Origin of the sequence: Pseudomonas sp. PDNC002 (assembly GCF_016919445.1) — a bacterium.
Classification (GTDB): domain Bacteria; phylum Pseudomonadota; class Gammaproteobacteria; order Pseudomonadales; family Pseudomonadaceae; genus Pseudomonas.
On record NZ_CP070356.1, the window covers coordinates 2,915,381 to 2,930,775 of the forward strand.

A 15,395-nucleotide genomic window follows, 5' to 3' on the forward strand; every position below is an offset into this window, starting at 1 on the left:
TTGGGAGCGCGGCGTTTTTTATGGCCTGCATTTTCCGCCAGAGGTGCGAATTACCACAGGGGAAATCGGTGTGCGGGATTGCCCTCACCCTAACCCTCTCCCGGAGGGAGAGGGGACCGGGCGGTGCAGGATGAAACTGCTGCGTCAGTCGGCTCGGATTGCCCCTTCTCCCTTTGAGCGGGGCGCGCAGCCAGGGCTGGGGTGAGGGGCAGACGCTAGCACCGCAACTACAGCCGATGTGTTCCTTCAGACCAACCGCTGCCCCGACACCGCCGGGTGATACAGCGGCTGCACCTTGTTCCCCGCCGGGTCCAGCAGGTGGAAGCTGCGCGCGCCGTCGCCATGGTCGAAGGGGTGGTCGAGCAGTGTCACGCCGCGCGCCTTGAAGTACTGGTACCAGGCTTCCAGCTCTTCCACGCTGTCCACCACGAAACCATAGTGATCCATGGTCTGCAGCCCGTTGGCGGCACCGAAGCCGCGACCCAGCGAGAGGTTGTCGTTGCCGCAGGTGAGGTACACCAGGTCCTCGTTGGCACGGTTCAGCACCTCCATGCCGAGCACATCGACGTAGAAGCGCTCGCACTCTTCCAGGTTCGGCACCAGCAGGGCGAGATGGCGCAGGCCGTTGAGGCGGCCGGGGCGGGCAGGGAGATCGGACATGGACGCGGTTCCTTTTTTGTATACAATTTGTTTTCAAATTTAAAACAAAAGGAACGCCCTGTGTACAGTCTGTTCATCAAGACCCGCGTGAAGCCCGGCAGCTCCGAGGATTTCCTCCACGCCATCAAGGCCAACGCCGCTGCTTCCGTGTCCAGCGAGCCGGGCTGTCTGGTCTTCGATGTGTCCCAGGATCGCCTCGATCCAGACGTGATCTACCTCTACGAGATCTACCGCGACGACGCGGCCTACGAGGCGCACACGCAAACCGCGCACTTCCGCGATAGCCGCCCGCTGGTGGAGCCGCTGATCGTCGAGCAGGAGTGCTTCGAGAGCGATGTGATTGCCCTCAATCCGGTGGATTGACGCAGGCTTCAGTCGGCGGCGCGTTGCAGGTCCAGCACGCGGATCTCGCCGTCGGCGGGGTAGTGCCAGTGTACGTCGAGGTCCCACAGGCGCACGCCGTAGCGGCGTTCGGGCGGCGGCTTCTGGTAGGCCGGGCGCGGGTCCTGGGCGAGGCATTGCTCGACCAGTTCGCGCACCGGCTGGCCGAGGCGCAGGCCGTGTTCGTGGGCCTGGCGCAGGGCGTCGTCGCTCCAGTGCACGGCGATCGGAGCGGGCGGGGCGTCGGCAATGGCGTTGCGCGCATCGAGCACGATGTCCGCGTAGGGAACGTAAGGCTTGATGTCGATCACCGGCGTGCCATCGAGCAGGTCGATGCCGGACAGCCAGAGCCGGCCGGGCTCGACCTTCTCCAGCTTCACCACGGATTGGCCGAGGCCGTTGGGGCGGTGGGTGGCGCGGGTGGCGAAGACGCCCATCGACTGGTTGCCGCCCAGACGCGGCGGACGCACCTTGAGCCGCGGCTTGTCTTCCAGTGCCTGGTGGAAGAGGAAGATCAGCCAGATGTGGCTGACCTGCTCCAGGCCCTCCACCGCATCGCCCGTGTCGAACGGCGGCAGCAGTTCCAGCACGCCGGTCGCGGCCGGAGCCAGTTGCGGCTGGCGCGGGATGGCGAACTTCTCCATGAAGCAGGAGCGGACGTGGCCGATGGGCGAGATGGCGTGGGACATGGCGGCACAGGCTATTGCAGGGGCCGCCATGGTACCCGATTCCCCTCGAAGCGGGCTTCAGCCGAGGTGGAAGCCACCGTCGATGGGAATGATGTTGCCGGTCATGTAGGCGCCGGCGGCGCTCGCCAGGCTGATCGCCAGGGCGGACATTTCTTCCTCGCGGCCCCAGCGGCGCATGGGGATGACGGCGGTGTCCTCGGCCATGGCCTGCTCGTCGTTGGCGATGTGGCGGGTCATCTTGCTGGGGAAGCGGCCGGGGGCGATGACGTTGACGTTGATGTGGTCGCCCACCAGCTCGCGGGCGAGCATGCGCGACAGTTGGTGCAGCGCGGCCTTGCTCGGGCCGTAGGCGTAGGCGTTCTCGCCATGGGAGGTGATGCCCGCCACCGAACCGATGTTGATTACCCGTGCCGGGCTCTGCGCGCTGCCACCTTTCTTCAGCAGCGGCAGCAATTGCTGGATGCAGCTGAACACGGCGGTGACGTTGAGTTGCATGACCTTTTCCCAGCCTGCGACCGGATAGGTGTCCAGCGGTGCCCCCCAGCTGGTGCCGGCGTTGTTCACCAGGATGTCGAGGTGGTCGAGGCGCTCGTTCAACTCGCCGGCCAGGGCGCGGGCGCCTTCCTCGGTGGCGAGGTTGGCGGGCAGGCCGATGCACTCGCCGTACTGCGACAGCTCGGCGGCGGTCTCCGCGCAGGCAGCACCATCACGGGCGCAGATGATGACGCGGGCGCCGGCTTCGAGCAGGCCCTGGGCGATCATCCGGCCGATGCCGCGGGTGCCGCCGGTAACCAGCGCGGTCTTGCCTTCGAGGGAAAAGTAGCGGTGCATGAGCCTCTCCTGGCTGCGAAATTCACCCCACCCTAGCGGGATCGGCGAAGCGCTCCGAGCACTATCCAGTCGGGAAATGGCGGCGCATCACTTCGTTTCCTCATTTCCTTAACGTCGGCATAACCATCGCTGCCCTAGTGTCCGGGCGCATGACTGGGCGTGCTCGGGGGAAAGAACGCATGCGGAGCTGGAATGAAGAGCGCAGGGCGCTGGCGCTGCTGTTGGGCGTCACGCTGGTATTGATGGTGTTCGGCCTGGGCGCGCGCGAGGTCTGGGGGCCGGAAGTCCGCTGGGCGGATATCGCGTTGCAGATGCTGCAGTCGGGGGATTACTTCGATCCCTACCTGCGTGGCGCGCCGTATTACGACAAGCCGCTGCTGTCGTACTGGCTGATCACCGCGCCGGCCAGCCTGTTCGGTCTCAATCACTGGACGTTGCGCGCCAGCTCGGTGCTGGCCGGGCTGGGCAGCGTCTGGCTGACCTGGTGGCTGGGCGAACGCCTGCTGCGCAAGGGCACCGGGTTGCTGGCCGGCTGGCTGCTGGCGACCACCTTTTATTTCCTGTTCTGGGCGCGGGTGGCGACGGCGGACATGCTTACGGTGTTCGGCGTGCTGGCGGCGCTTGCCTGGTACTGGCGTGACCCTGAAGACACGCGCTTCTCAAGCTACCTCGGCTTCTTCTTGATCCTGTCGCTGACATCGCTGTGCAAGGGGCTGATCGGCTTCGTCCTGCCGGGGCTGGTGTTGCTGCCGCATCTGCTCGGCGACGGGCGCTGGCGCCGCCACCTCAATCTGCGGCTGCTGGCCGCGCTGGTGGTCGCGGGCGCGGTGTACGCGATTCCCTTCGTGCTGTCGCATATGTACGGCCAGCCCAGTTATGGCGAGAGTGGGCTGGCGCTGGTGTTCCGCGAGAACGTGGTGCGCTTCTTCCAGCCCTTCGACCATGAGGGGCCGATCTATACGTACCTGCTTTACCTGCCGGCCTACACGCTACCCTGGGCGCCGTTATGGATCGTCGGGCTGTGGTTTGCTGAGCGTCGCTGGAAGCAGCTGGAGCCCAACGCGCGCTGGTTGGTCTGGGCACTGGTGCTGCTGTTCGTGTTCTTCACCGCCAGCGGCAGCCGGCGCAGCTACTACGTGCTTCCCCTGGTGCCGTTTGCCCAGTTGCTGGCGGCCTGGTGGGTGGTCGAATCGCGGCATGAGCGTGGGCTCGTCGGACTGGGTCGCGTCTGGCCGCGTTCGGTGGGGGCAGGCGCAGCGGTGATGCTGCTGGTGCTGGGCGTGGCCTACCCGTGGAGCAACGGCGGAGGCGGGGTTCCGCTGTTTGCCAAGGAGGTGCGTGCAGCGGCGGAGCAGACCGCGCCCTGGTCGCAGTGGCGGGTGCTGATTCTCGGCGATGACGATGCGCGCCTGCCGATGTACCTGGAGCGGCGTGGCGAGCGGCAAGCGCATCCCTTCCTCTACATCCACTCCGGTTATCCCCAGGGCGACAGCGCCGCGCTGTTCGCCTGGCTGCGCCAGCGCACCGGTGAGGATTGGGACCCGGCGCGCACCCTGATCATTTCCCAGGTGACGCATGAAGGTACGCAGCCGCTGAACTGGCTGACGGCGGATCACCGGCTGATCGAGTCCGGGCTCAACAACGGCCAGCGTTTGGGGCACGCGAAGAACAAGGAGGCTAGCCTGGCCTATCTGCCGGCGGGCAAGCCGCTCAGCGCGAATGCAGCGCCCGGCGCAGCAGAAGCAGGTAAGGCGGCAGATTGACCGCCACGACCACCAGGCCGAGGACGACTTGCGTCGCCTCGGTCAGGCCGGCGGGGTAGATCAGCGGGATCAGGTAGTGCTCGATGAAACCGCCGCTGTAGCCGTTGTCGCCGGCCAATTGACGGAAGTGGTTTTCCAGTGGTGTCAGCGGGCAATAGAGGTGGAGGAATTCCACCGCCATGCCCCAGGCCGCCGCCGGCACGTGCAACCAGGTCAGGCGCGGCCAGCGCAGTACCAGCAGGCCGCCGAGCAGCACGAAGAGGATGAACCCCAGGTGCAGCAGGACGACGGCGTCGGCGGCCAGGCGATAGAGCACGGCGGCCTCAGCGCTGCTGGCGTTGGGTCAGGCCCTTGAGGAAGTTGCGCAGCAACTGGTCGCCGCAGGGCCGGTAGTTGTTGTGGCCGGGCTTGCGGAACAGCGCGCCCAGTTCCGTCTTGGTGACGATGAAGTTGACGCTGTCGAGGATCGCGAGGATATCGTCGTCACGAAGCTCGAAGGCCACGCGCAGTTTCTTCAGGGTGATGTTGTTGGTCAGCGGCAGCTCCACCGGCGGCAGCGGGCGGGATTCGTCGCGGCCGCGGCGATGGATGATCAGGCCGTCGAGGAAATGCGCCAGCACGCGGTCGCTGCACGGCTTGAAGCCCGGCTCGTCGTCGCGGGCGAGGAAGGCGCCGACGTCCTCGGCGCTGAGGTTGAAGCCGGCCAGCGCGGTGATCTCGGCGACCTGCGCATCGCGGATGTCCAGCAGGTAGCGCAGGCTGCGCAGTACGTCGTTGTTGGTCATGGGCTTTCCAATAGCAGAAATGAAAAGCCCCGCATCGGCGGGGCTTTTGCGGATCAGACCAGTTCGGCCCAGAGGTCGTACTCGTCGGCGTCGGTGATGCGTACGCGCACCTTGTCGCCCGGCTTCACATCGAAGGTGTCGATGTACACGGCGCCGTCGATTTCCGGGGCGTCGGCGAAGGAGCGGCCTACAGCGCCTTCGTCGTCCACTTCGTCGATCAGCACTTCGATTTCCTTGCCGATCTTCAGCTGCAGGCGGGCGGCGGAAATGGCCTGCTGGTGCGCCATGAAGCGCTCCCAACGGTCCTGCTTGACGTCATCGGGGACGATTTCCAGGCCCAGGTCGTTGGCCGGGGCGCCTTCCACCGGGGAGTACTGGAAGCAGCCGACGCGGTCGAGCTGGGCTTCGGTCAGCCAGTCCAGCAGGTACTGGAAGTCTTCCTCGGTCTCGCCGGGGAAGCCGACGATGAAGGTGGAGCGGATGGTCAGCTCGGGGCAGATCTCGCGCCACTTCTTGATGCGCGCCAGGGTCTTGTCCTCGAAGGCGGGGCGCTTCATGGACTTGAGCACTTTCGGGCTGGCGTGCTGGAAGGGGATGTCGAGGTAAGGCAGCAGCTTGCCCTCGGCCATCAGCGGGATCACGTCGTCGACGTTGGGGTACGGGTAGACGTAGTGCAGGCGCACCCATACGCCCATCGAGGAGAGCGCCTGGCACAGCTCCAGCATGCGGGTCTTCACCGGCTGGCCGTCCCAGAAATCCATCTTGTACTTCAGGTCCACGCCGTAGGCGCTGGTGTCCTGGGAGATGACCAGCAGCTCCTTCACGCCGGCTTTCACCAGGCGCTGGGCTTCGCTGAGCACGTCGCCCACCGGGCGGCTGACCAGCTTGCCGCGCATCGACGGGATGATGCAGAAGCTGCAACTGTGGTTGCAGCCTTCGGAAATCTTCAGGTAGGCGTAGTGGCGCGGGGTCAGCTTGATGCCTTGCGGCGGCACCAGGTCGATCAGCGGGTTGTGCTCGGCCTTGGGCGGGATCACTTCGTGGACGGCGTTGACCACCTGCTCGTACTGCTGCGGGCCGGTCACGGCCAGCACGCTGGGGTGCACGTCGCGGATGCTGTCTTCGGCGACGCCCATGCAGCCGGTGACGATCACCTTGCCGTTTTCGGCGATGGCTTCGCCGATGGCATCCAGGGACTCGGCCTTGGCGCTATCGATGAAGCCGCAGGTGTTCACCACCACCACGTCCGCGTCCTGGTAGGTGGGGACGATTTCGTACCCTTCCATGCGCAGTTGGGTGAGGATGCGTTCGGAGTCGACAGTCGCTTTCGGGCATCCGAGCGAGACGAATCCTACTTTGGGTGTGGCGGTGGACATGTGCGGCTAACCTCGAAGGGCGCGCTGGCGGCGCCTCTGATCAAAAAGTGCGCAATTCTAGCGGCGTCCCGCGCACTTGACCAGCCTCTCTGGGACAGTCTGTCGCACGCCGCTGGACAGCCCGGATTGCCCGGTAATTGTAGGCAACAGGCTCTATAGTCATTCAGAACGATCGCACCCGACTCTTGCATCGACGAAAGGGTCGGAGCAGGATGCGCCGAATTTTTTTGAGGAATTTTGTTACATGTCCGATGCAAGCGCCGGCACCGTTGAGCATGAGCAGCCCCATTCCAGCTCCGCCGTCGGCCTGATGGTCGGCGCCGTGGGCGTCTGCTACGGCGATATCGGCACCAGCCCGCTGTACACCCTCAAGGAAGTCTTCGTCGGCGGTTACGGCGTGCAAGCCAACCACGATGGTGTGCTTGGCGTGCTGTCGCTGATCTTCTGGTCGCTGATCTGGGTGGTGTCGATCAAGTACGTGATCTTCGTGCTGCGCGCCGACAACCAGGGCGAGGGCGGGGTGATGGCACTGTCCGCGCTGGCCCGCCGGGCCGCCACTGGGCGCCGCAGGCTGCAGGCGATGGTGGTGGTCGCCGGCCTGATCGGCGCGGCGCTCTTCTATGGCGACAGTATGATCACCCCGGCGATCTCGGTCCTCTCGGCCATCGAGGGCCTGGAGATCGCGTTCGACGGTCTTGAGCACTGGGTGGTGCCGCTGTCGCTGATCGTGCTGGTCGGCCTGTTCCTCATCCAGAAGCACGGCACCGCGCGCATCGGCATTCTCTTCGGCCCGGTGATGGTGGCGTGGTTCGTGGCGCTGGCGGCGCTGGGGGCCTACGGCGTGTCGCAGCAGCCGGAAGTGCTGAAGGCGATGAACCCGGCCTGGGCCGTCAACTTCTTCATTTCCCACCCGGGCATCGGCGTTGCCATCCTCGGTGCCACCGTGCTGGCGCTGACCGGTGCCGAAGCGCTGTACGCCGACATGGGCCACTTCGGCCGCAAGCCCATCGCCCGCGCCTGGTTTGCCCTGGTGCTGCCGGCGCTGGTGCTGAACTACTTCGGCCAGGGCGCGACCATCCTGGTCAACCCGGAAGCCGCGCGTAACCCCTTCTACCTGACAGCTCCGGGCTGGGCGCTGGTGCCAATGGTGGCGTTGTCCACCGCGGCCACGGTGATTGCGTCCCAGGCGGTGATTTCCGGCGCCTTCTCCCTGACCCGCCAGGCCATCCAGCTCGGCTACGTGCCGCGCATGGTGATCCAGCACACCTCCAGCCACGAGCAGGGGCAGATCTATATCGGCATGGTGAACTGGGCGCTGATGGTCGGCGTGGTGCTGCTGGTGCTGGGCTTCGAGTCCTCCGCCGCGTTGGCCTCGGCCTACGGGGTGGCGGTGACTGGCACCATGCTGATGACCACGCTGCTGATGGGCGTGGTGGTCTGGCTGATGTGGAAATGGCCGCTGTGGCTGGCGATTCCGTTCTTCCTGATGATGCTGTTCGTCGACACCCTGTTCTTCGCCGCCAACCTGCCCAAGGTCGTCCAGGGCGGTGCCTTCCCGGTGATCGCCGGTATCGGCCTGTTCATCCTGATGACCACCTGGAAGCGCGGTCGCCAACTGCTGGTGGACCGCCTGGACGAAGGCTCGTTGCCGCTGCCGCTGTTCATTTCCAGCATCCGCTCGCAGCCACCGCACCGCGTTCAAGGTACTGCGGTGTTCCTGACCGCACGTTCCGACGCGGTGCCTCATGCGCTGTTGCACAACCTGCTGCACAACCAGGTGCTGCATGAGCAGGTCGTGCTGCTCACCGTGGTCAACGAAGACAGCCCGCGGGTCGCCCCGGATCGCCGCTTCGAGGTGGACGCCTACGGCGAGGGCTTCTTCCGCGTGGTGTTGCACTTCGGCTTCATCGAGGACCCGGACATTCCGCAGGCGCTCAAGCTGTGCCACCTCAACGAGCTGGATTTCAGCCCGATGCGTACCACCTACTTCCTCAGCCGCGAGACCGTGATCCCGTCGAAGCTGATCGGCATGGCGCGCTGGCGCGAGGCGCTGTTCGCCTTCCTGCTGAAGAACGCCAACGGCAACCTGCGCTACTTCAACCTGCCGCTGAACCGGGTGATCGAGCTGGGGACGCAGGTGGAAATCTGATCTGCCACCCGTACGAAAAAGCGCGCCAATTGGCGCGCTTTTTCTTTCTAGGATCGCCCCCCGACCGCCACCACTGGCTCGCGGGGTTTGGCCAAGACGGCCGGAAGGCGATGTTCGCTGAAACTCAGCCCTGGCTGGTGCTGCCGCCCCATTCGAGGAAACGGACCTTGTGGGTCTGGCCTTCGTGATCCTGGTAGACCATGTATGCCGGCACGATGCCGACCTTGCCGGAGTTGTCGGTGCGGTGCAGCACCTTGTCGACGTCCAGGGACATGCCGTAGTGGTATTCGGTGGCCGGCAGATCGGCGCCGGGGGTCTTGATTGCGTCCTGGGCAAAAGCCATCGGGGCGAGGCTGGAGATGACAGCCGACACGACAGAGGCAAGCTTCATTCTTTGTTTCCTCGGTGAAGGGCCTGTGGCCCTTGAATGGGTTTGAAAGCCCCACCGGGGAGCACTGGCATCGATGATGTCTGTCCTGGGGTCCAGACAGGACAGGGGACGATGCTTCAGGCGTCCATCAGGTGGCGGGGCACGGGAGTGATATTCCTCCTCGGGGCGCCCGCCGGGAAATTGATGTGCTTGCTAATGAAAATTGATGGAGGTGATGTGGCGCCCTGTCGCAGGCATGCCCGCAAAGTGGCGCGCTAGGGCTGCCAGTCGCGCCAGTGCTCGCAGTCGCCCCGGCACTGGCCAGGGCAGGCGCAACCGGTTCGGCTGCGGCCGGTGGCCTTTTCCATGCGCCGGGCGACGTCCTCGTCATCGGCGAAGGGCAGCATGCTGGCCTCCTCGATGCCGCGCTCGCGGTGCGCCCGCAGGCTCCAGCCGACGCCGAAATACAGCGCCAGCAGGCCGACCAGCCCCAGCCAGAGCGTCATCTCAGGCCATCCGCTCGGCGACGCGCATCGCCTCGGGCCGTGCCTGGCGCACGGTGACCCAGGTGTTCCAGGCCATCAGCAGCATGCCGCTGAGGAACATCAGCCCGCCGGTCATGCGCACCACGAAGCCGGGGTGGCTGGCCTGCAGCGCTTCGACGAAGGAGTAGGTGAGCGTGCCGTCGGCGTTCACCGCCCGCCACATCAGGCCCTGGGTGATGCCGTTGACCCACATCGAGGCGATGTAGAGCACCGTGCCGATGGTGGCCAGCCAGAAGTGTGCGTTGATCAGTCCGATGCTGTGCATCTGTTCGCGACCGAAGACCTTGGGGATCAGGTGATAGAGCGAGCCGATGGAAATCATCGCCACCCAGCCCAGCGCGCCGGCATGGACGTGGCCGATGGTCCAGTCAGTGTAGTGAGACAGGGCGTTGACGGTCTTGATCGCCATCATGGGACCCTCGAAGGTCGACATGCCGTAGAACGCCAGCGAGACCACGAGGAAGCGCAGGATCGGGTCGGTGCGCAACTTATGCCAGGCGCCGGAGAGGGTCATCATGCCGTTGATCATCCCGCCCCAGCTGGGCGCCAGGAGGATCAGCGACATCACCATGCCGAGGGATTGCGCCCAGTCGGGCAGGGCGGTGTAGTGCAGGTGGTGCGGGCCGGCCCAGATATAGAGAGTGATCAGCGCCCAGAAGTGGACGATGGACAGCCGATAGGAATACACCGGGCGCCCGGCCTGCTTGGGCACGAAGTAATACATCATCCCGAGGAAGCCGGTGGTGAGGAAGAAGCCGACGGCGTTGTGCCCGTACCACCACTGCACCATGGCATCGGTGGCGCCGGAGTAGACCGGGTAGGACTTGAACCAGTCCACCGGAATGGCCAGATGGTTGACGATGTGCAGCATCGCCGTGACCAGGATGAAGGCGGCGAAGAACCAGTTGCCCACATAGATGTGCGGCGTCTTGCGCTTCATCAGCGTGCCGAAGAACACCACGGCGTAGGCGACCCAGACGATGGCCATCCACACCGCGCCGGTGAACTCGATCTCGGCGTATTCCTTGGTGGTCGTGTAGCCCAGCGGCAGGCTGATCATCATCACCACGATCAGCGCCTGCCAGCCCCAGAAGGTGAAGGCCGCGAGGCTGTCGGAGAACAGCCGCGTCTGGCAGGTGCGCTGCACCGTGTAGTAGCTGGTGGCGAACAGTGCGCAACCGCCGAAGGCGAAGATCACCAGGCTGGTGTGCAGCGGGCGCAGGCGCCCGAAACTGGTCCATGGCAGGTCCAGGTTCAGTTGCGGCCAGACCAGTTGGGAGGCGATCAGTACCCCCATGGCCATGCCGACGACGCCCCAGACCACCGTCATGATGGCGAATTGGCGGACCACCTTGTAGTTGTACGCCTGCTCCGTGCTTCTCGTGTTCATGCTGGATTCCCGCTTGTGACAGAACGTCCGGGCGCAGCGCTGGAGGAAAACCAGGGCGCTCCGGTGAGCGGGCAATCTAGGAAAATGCGAGCAGGGGAAACAGATTCAGATGGGCCGCTCAAATGCGTATCAGCGGCCCGGCGCGCGGATTCAGGCGATGTCCATGCGCCCTGCGAGGAAATGCCGCAGGCGTTCCTGCAGGTAACCCACGGCCTGTTCCTCGGCGAGGTATTCGCTGACGTGCATCAGCCGCCAGTACTGGCCCTCATCGCCGAAACGGATGGCCTCGAACTCCGCCTGCTGCAGCCGCGCCACCAGGAACCAGGCCCAGGGCGCGGGGCCGTGCGTGGCAGGGTAGCGGCGTTGCCATTCGATGCGTTGCTCGCCCAGGCGCAGGCCAAACTCTTCTTCCAGCTCGCGCAGCGCGCATTGCGCCGGGTTTGTCGCCTTCGCGGCCGCCGCCGGGAAAGTCCCAGCAGCCGGGGTAGGGGATTCCCGGCTTGTCGTCGCGCTTGTAGACCACCAACTGGCCAGCATGGAACAGCGCCAGTTTCGCCCCGGTGAAATCGTCGTCGCCGTGCATGGACCCGTTCCCCTTGTAAGTCGGCTAGTCTTTCCCGTTCGCGGGCGGTGCTTTGCCGCACACAAGCGCGTATGATGCGCGACCTTTTTCTTCGTTGCACGACACACCGGGAGGTGCCGAGATGAACGACCAGCACGAAAACACAGAACTGACCCCCGCTCCGGAAGGCGAGAAGCTGCAGAAAGTCCTGGCCCGCATGGGCGTGGGCTCGCGCCGCGACGTCGAAGCCTGGATCGAGGAAGGCCGGGTCAAGGTAAATGGCGCCGTCGCCACCCTTGGCCAACGCGTGGGCGACCGCGATGCCATCGCCGTCGATGACCGCCTGCTCAAGCGTGAAAAGATTGAAGAGCATGTCCGCCGCGTCCTGATCTACAACAAGCCCGAAGGCGAAGTCTGCACCCGTGACGACCCGGAAGGTCGCCCCACCGTCTTCGACCGCCTGCCGCGTCTGCGCAGCGGCCGCTGGATCAACGTTGGCCGCCTGGACATCAACACCACCGGCCTGCTGATGTTCACCACCGACGGTGAGCTGGCCAACCGCCTGATGCACCCGTCCTACGAGATGGACCGCGAGTACGCCGTGCGCGTACGCGGCGAAGTCGACGAAGAGATGATCGAACGCCTGAAAGCCGGCGTGATGCTCGAAGACGGCCCCGCCAAGTTCAGCGACATCCAGGAAGCGCCGGGCGGTGAAGGCTTCAACCACTGGTACCACGTCGTGGTGATGGAAGGCCGTAACCGCGAAGTTCGCCGCCTGTGGGAATCCCAGGGCGTGGTGGTCAGCCGCCTGAAGCGCGTGCGCTTCGGACCGGTGTTCCTGACCTCCGAACTGACCATGGGGCGCTACCGCGAAATGGGCCAGCGCGAGCTGGACATCCTCAGCGAGGAAGTCGGCCTGACGCCGGTCGCCCTGCCCGCCGTGTCGACCAAGACCAAAGAGAAGGTTGAGCGCCAGGAGCGCAAGCTCGGCAAGAAACTTGCCCCGAGCGAGCGTCCGGGTCGTGGTTCGCGGACTCGCAAGGAACACGCCGAAGGCGAGCGCCCGCAACGTGCGCCGCGTCCCGCCGCCGGTGAACGCCCGGCCCGTGCCGCGCGTGACTCCGATGAGCGCCCTGCGCGCGCGCCGCGCGGCGACTCCGCTGACAGCCGTGCCCCGCGCCACTCGCGTGATGGTGCTGGCGAGCGTCCGGCTCGTGCTCCGCGTGATGCGGGTGGTGATCGTCCGGCTCGTGCCCCTCGCGGCGACGCGGCTGATAGTCGTGCTCCGCGTAAGCCGCGTGACGCCGGTGGTGATCGTCCCGCTCGCGCTCCGCGTGATGCCGGTGACCGCCCGGCCCGTGGCCCGCGTAGCGATTCGGCCGACAGCCGTGCTCCGCGCAAGCCGCGTGACGCCGGTGGTGATCGCCCTGCTCGCGCTCCTCGCGATGGTGCTGATCGTCCGGCCCGTGGTCCGCGCAGCGATGCTGGTGAAAACCGTGCTCCGCGCAAGACTCCGAGCGACCGTCCCGCTCGCGAGAAGGGCTCTCCGCTGGCCGAGCGTCCCGGCAAGCCGGTAGCGCGCAAGCCGATCGCCAAGCGTCGTCCGCAGGCTGCCGGTGACGGCATGCGTCCGGGCTTCAAGCGCTAAGCGTCAGTGGTAAATAAAAAAGGACTCCTCGGAGTCCTTTTTTATTGCCTGCGATTTACCAGTTGCAGGCCGGTAGGAGCAACTGTCTTCCTCTGGGAAATCCATGCCCGTGCATCCCCATCACCCCAGCCCTGGCTGCGTGCCCCGCTCCTCAGGGAGAGGGGGCAATCCGAGCCGACTGACGCAAAGGTTTCAACCTGCGCCGAATGGTCCCCTCTCCCCCTGGGAGAGGGTGAGGGTCGATCCAAGCGCAGAGGCATCTCGTAGCGGGCCATGCCCGTGATCGCCCACTCAGCTGGCGCAGGCCAGCCGATTGCGTCCGTCGCGCTTGGCTTCGTAGAGCGCGTTGTCAGCTCGGCGCAGCAGGTCGTCCACCGTTTCGCCGCCATTGAGGGTGGCGCAGCCCAGGCTGATGGAGAGCGGCAAACGCTTGCCGTCGGCGGCGAGGTTCAGTTCCTCCACGGCAGCGCGCAACCGCTCACCCACCTGCACGGCGGAAACGCCGGGCGTGTTGGAGAGCAGCACGAGGAATTCCTCGCCACCGAAGCGGAACACCATGTCGACGTTGCGCAGGCTGTCCTTCAACGCAGTGGCCACGGCACGCAGGGCCTCGTCGCCGACGCTGTGGCCGTGCGCGTCGTTGATCTGCTTGAAATGGTCGAGGTCGAGCATGAGGATCGACAGCGGCATCAGGTGACGCCGCGCAATCTCCACCTCGCGACCCAGCGCCTGGTCCATGGCAATGCGGTTGCCGGTGCCGGTTAATGCATCGCGCAGCGCCGACTGCACGGCGGCGCGGTAGAGCAGGGCGTTGCGCAGCGGATAGAGCAGGCAAGCCATCAGGGATTCCAGTTGCGACAACTCGGCATCGGAGAAACGCTGCGCCCGGCGGAAGCTGATCTCGCCCAGGTATTCGCTGCCGTGGGTGAGGCGGTAATCGGCGCTGTGGCGAGCCACCTCGCCGAATTCCAGGCGGTAATCGGCGCCCGCGTGGGCGTAGGCCAGGTAGTCCACCGGCAGCATCTGCTGAATTTCCCGGAAGAACACCGCGAGGATGCGCTCGGCCTCCAGGCTCGCCTGCAGTTGCAGGTTGAGCTGTTGGCGCAGGCTCAGCAGGTCCAGCGGGCGCCGCGACGGCTTGCGCTTTTCCTGCACGGCCAGGCGCTGGAGCTTGGCGGCATCGAAGTCGATGGTGTTGGACTGCTTGGGAGGAACCATGGCGTTGACCATTTGTACGGCGTTTGGGATGGACAGAGCGATTTCCGTGCCAGCCGCGCTGAACGCCTGAAAAGACGCCGTATTGACCGACCGATGGCGGTCAGGGTTCCCGAGGGGAGAAAGGTTTCGCCAGAAGTCTGGCGAAATGATGGCACTTTGCCGGGAAAGGAGAGGGAAGGGAGTCAGAAAAGTGGCGGGAGGCGGCGCCGCTGCTGGGCTGCAGGGCGCCACTATCTGGTACGCTCGTGCCGCCAGATTAGTCCTGGGCGTTGAAGGCCTGGCCGTTCACACCCTTGCTGTCCGGACCCATGAGGTACAGGTAGACCGGCATGATTTCTTCCGGAGCCGGATTGTTGTAAGCGTTCTCGCCCGGATAGGCGTGGGCGCGCATGGCGGTGCGGGTGGCGCCGGGGTTGACGCTGTTGGCGCGCACGCTGGTGATGTCCTCGCACTCGTCCGCCAGTACCTGCATCAGGCCTTCGGTGGCGAACTTCGACACCGCGTAGGCGCCCCAGTAGGCGCGGCCCTTGCGGCCGACGCTGCTGGAGGTGAAGACCACCGAAGCGTCCTCGGAGAGCTTGAGCAACGGCAGCAGGGTGTGGGTGAGGCTGAACATGGCGTTGACGTTCACCTGCATGACGCGGGTGAAGTTGTCGGTGGAAATCTGCTCGATGGGCGAACGCAGGCCGAGGATCGAGGCGTTGTGCAGCAGGCCGTCGAGTTTGCCGAACTCCTGCTCCACCATGGCCGCCAGCTCGTCGTACTGGTGTGGCAGGGTGGTTTCCAGGTTCAGCGGGATCACCACCGGTTCCGGATGGCCGGCGGCGACGATCTCGTCGTAGACCTCGTTGAGGAAGTCTTCGGTCTTGCCCACCAGCAGCACGGTAGCACCGTGGGCGGCGAAGGTCAGCGAGGCGGCCCGGCCGATGCCGCGGCCGGCGCCGGTCACCAGGATCACGCGGCCCTTGAGCAGGTCGGGGCGGGCGGAATAGTCGAACATGGTTTCTCCTTGGCGGAACCCGTCAGTG

15 protein-coding genes and 1 pseudogene are annotated in these 15,395 nt (G+C 65.5%); 4 read left to right on the plus strand and 12 right to left on the minus strand.

Going from position 1 to position 15,395, the window contains the following annotated elements:
- Nucleotides 1–246: 246 nt before the first annotated feature.
- Nucleotides 247–660 carry a VOC family protein gene (locus tag JVX91_RS13450; RefSeq protein ID WP_205339678.1) on the minus strand — a complete coding sequence of 138 codons (414 nt, stop codon included), beginning with the start codon at nt 658–660 and terminating at the stop codon, nt 247–249.
- 60 nt (nt 661–720) lie between these two features.
- On the opposite strand from JVX91_RS13450, the gene JVX91_RS13455 reads away from it, so the two are divergent.
- Nucleotides 721–1,023, plus strand: coding sequence for a putative quinol monooxygenase (locus tag JVX91_RS13455; RefSeq protein WP_205339679.1), 303 nt, complete (start codon nt 721–723; stop codon nt 1,021–1,023).
- 8 nt (nt 1,024–1,031) lie between these two features.
- Here JVX91_RS13455 and tsaA read toward each other — a convergent pair whose 3' ends face one another.
- Both tsaA and JVX91_RS13465 read right to left on the minus strand, forming a co-directional pair.
- A complete protein-coding gene (tsaA, locus tag JVX91_RS13460; RefSeq protein WP_205339680.1) occupies nt 1,032–1,730 on the minus strand; it encodes a tRNA (N6-threonylcarbamoyladenosine(37)-N6)-methyltransferase TrmO in 699 nt (232 codons plus the stop codon).
- Nucleotides 1,731–1,787: 57 nt separating this feature from the next.
- Nucleotides 1,788–2,561: an SDR family oxidoreductase gene (locus JVX91_RS13465; RefSeq protein WP_205339681.1), complete on the minus strand. Its 774-nt coding sequence runs from the start codon at nt 2,559–2,561 to the stop codon at nt 1,788–1,790.
- Nucleotides 2,562–2,740: 179 nt separating this feature from the next.
- Between JVX91_RS13465 and JVX91_RS13470 the strand changes: the two genes are divergently transcribed.
- Nucleotides 2,741–4,324 carry a glycosyltransferase family 39 protein gene (locus JVX91_RS13470; protein WP_205339682.1) on the plus strand — a complete coding sequence of 528 codons (1,584 nt, stop codon included), beginning with the start codon at nt 2,741–2,743 and terminating at the stop codon, nt 4,322–4,324.
- Here JVX91_RS13470 and JVX91_RS13475 read toward each other — a convergent pair.
- Genes JVX91_RS13475 through rimO form a run of 3 tightly spaced genes read right to left on the minus strand, consistent with a single transcriptional unit; the run spans nt 4,272 to nt 6,485 of the window.
- Nucleotides 4,272–4,640, minus strand: coding sequence for a DUF2784 domain-containing protein (locus tag JVX91_RS13475; RefSeq protein ID WP_205339683.1), 369 nt, complete (start codon nt 4,638–4,640; stop codon nt 4,272–4,274). The two genes, JVX91_RS13470 and JVX91_RS13475, sit on opposite strands and share 53 nt — an antisense overlap.
- Before the next feature lie 7 nt (nt 4,641–4,647).
- Nucleotides 4,648–5,109: a DUF1456 family protein gene (locus JVX91_RS13480; protein ID WP_205339684.1), complete on the minus strand. Its 462-nt coding sequence runs from the start codon at nt 5,107–5,109 to the stop codon at nt 4,648–4,650.
- A gap of 53 nt (nt 5,110–5,162) precedes the next feature.
- Entirely contained in the window at nt 5,163–6,485 is a 1,323-nt protein-coding gene (gene rimO / locus JVX91_RS13485; protein ID WP_205339685.1) for a 30S ribosomal protein S12 methylthiotransferase RimO, read from the minus strand.
- A gap of 244 nt (nt 6,486–6,729) precedes the next feature.
- Between rimO and JVX91_RS13490 the strand changes: the two genes are divergently transcribed.
- Complete coding sequence (locus JVX91_RS13490) at nt 6,730–8,634, plus strand: potassium transporter Kup (protein WP_205339686.1); 1,905 nt, start codon at nt 6,730–6,732, stop codon at nt 8,632–8,634.
- A 124-nt stretch (nt 8,635–8,758) separates the two neighbouring features.
- Here JVX91_RS13490 and JVX91_RS13495 read toward each other — a convergent pair whose 3' ends face one another.
- From JVX91_RS13495 to JVX91_RS13510, 4 genes and pseudogenes are all read right to left on the minus strand, one after another.
- Nucleotides 8,759–9,025, minus strand: coding sequence for a DUF2790 domain-containing protein (locus tag JVX91_RS13495; protein ID WP_205339687.1), 267 nt, complete (start codon nt 9,023–9,025; stop codon nt 8,759–8,761).
- Between the two features lie 254 nt (nt 9,026–9,279).
- Nucleotides 9,280–9,510 (minus strand): cbb3-type cytochrome c oxidase subunit 3, encoded by a 231-nt coding sequence (locus JVX91_RS13500; RefSeq protein ID WP_205339688.1) that lies wholly within the window; start codon nt 9,508–9,510, stop codon nt 9,280–9,282.
- A gap of 1 nt (nt 9,511) precedes the next feature.
- Entirely contained in the window at nt 9,512–10,939 is a 1,428-nt protein-coding gene (gene ccoN, locus JVX91_RS13505) for a cytochrome-c oxidase, cbb3-type subunit I (RefSeq protein WP_205339689.1), read from the minus strand.
- Between the two features lie 150 nt (nt 10,940–11,089).
- Nucleotides 11,090–11,522 (minus strand): annotated as a pseudogene (locus tag JVX91_RS13510) (NUDIX hydrolase).
- A 121-nt stretch (nt 11,523–11,643) separates the two neighbouring features.
- On the opposite strand from JVX91_RS13510, the gene rluB reads away from it, so the two are divergent.
- Nucleotides 11,644–13,149 (plus strand): 23S rRNA pseudouridine(2605) synthase RluB, encoded by a 1,506-nt coding sequence (rluB, locus tag JVX91_RS13515; RefSeq protein ID WP_205339690.1) that lies wholly within the window; start codon nt 11,644–11,646, stop codon nt 13,147–13,149.
- A gap of 291 nt (nt 13,150–13,440) precedes the next feature.
- Here rluB and JVX91_RS13520 read toward each other — a convergent pair whose 3' ends face one another.
- Together JVX91_RS13520 and JVX91_RS13525 are read right to left on the minus strand one after the other, a co-directional pair.
- Nucleotides 13,441–14,367: a GGDEF domain-containing protein gene (locus tag JVX91_RS13520; RefSeq protein WP_205339691.1), complete on the minus strand. Its 927-nt coding sequence runs from the start codon at nt 14,365–14,367 to the stop codon at nt 13,441–13,443.
- Nucleotides 14,368–14,623: 256 nt separating this feature from the next.
- A complete protein-coding gene (locus tag JVX91_RS13525) occupies nt 14,624–15,367 on the minus strand; it encodes a YciK family oxidoreductase (protein ID WP_205339692.1) in 744 nt (247 codons plus the stop codon).
- Nucleotides 15,368–15,395 lie beyond the last annotated feature (28 nt).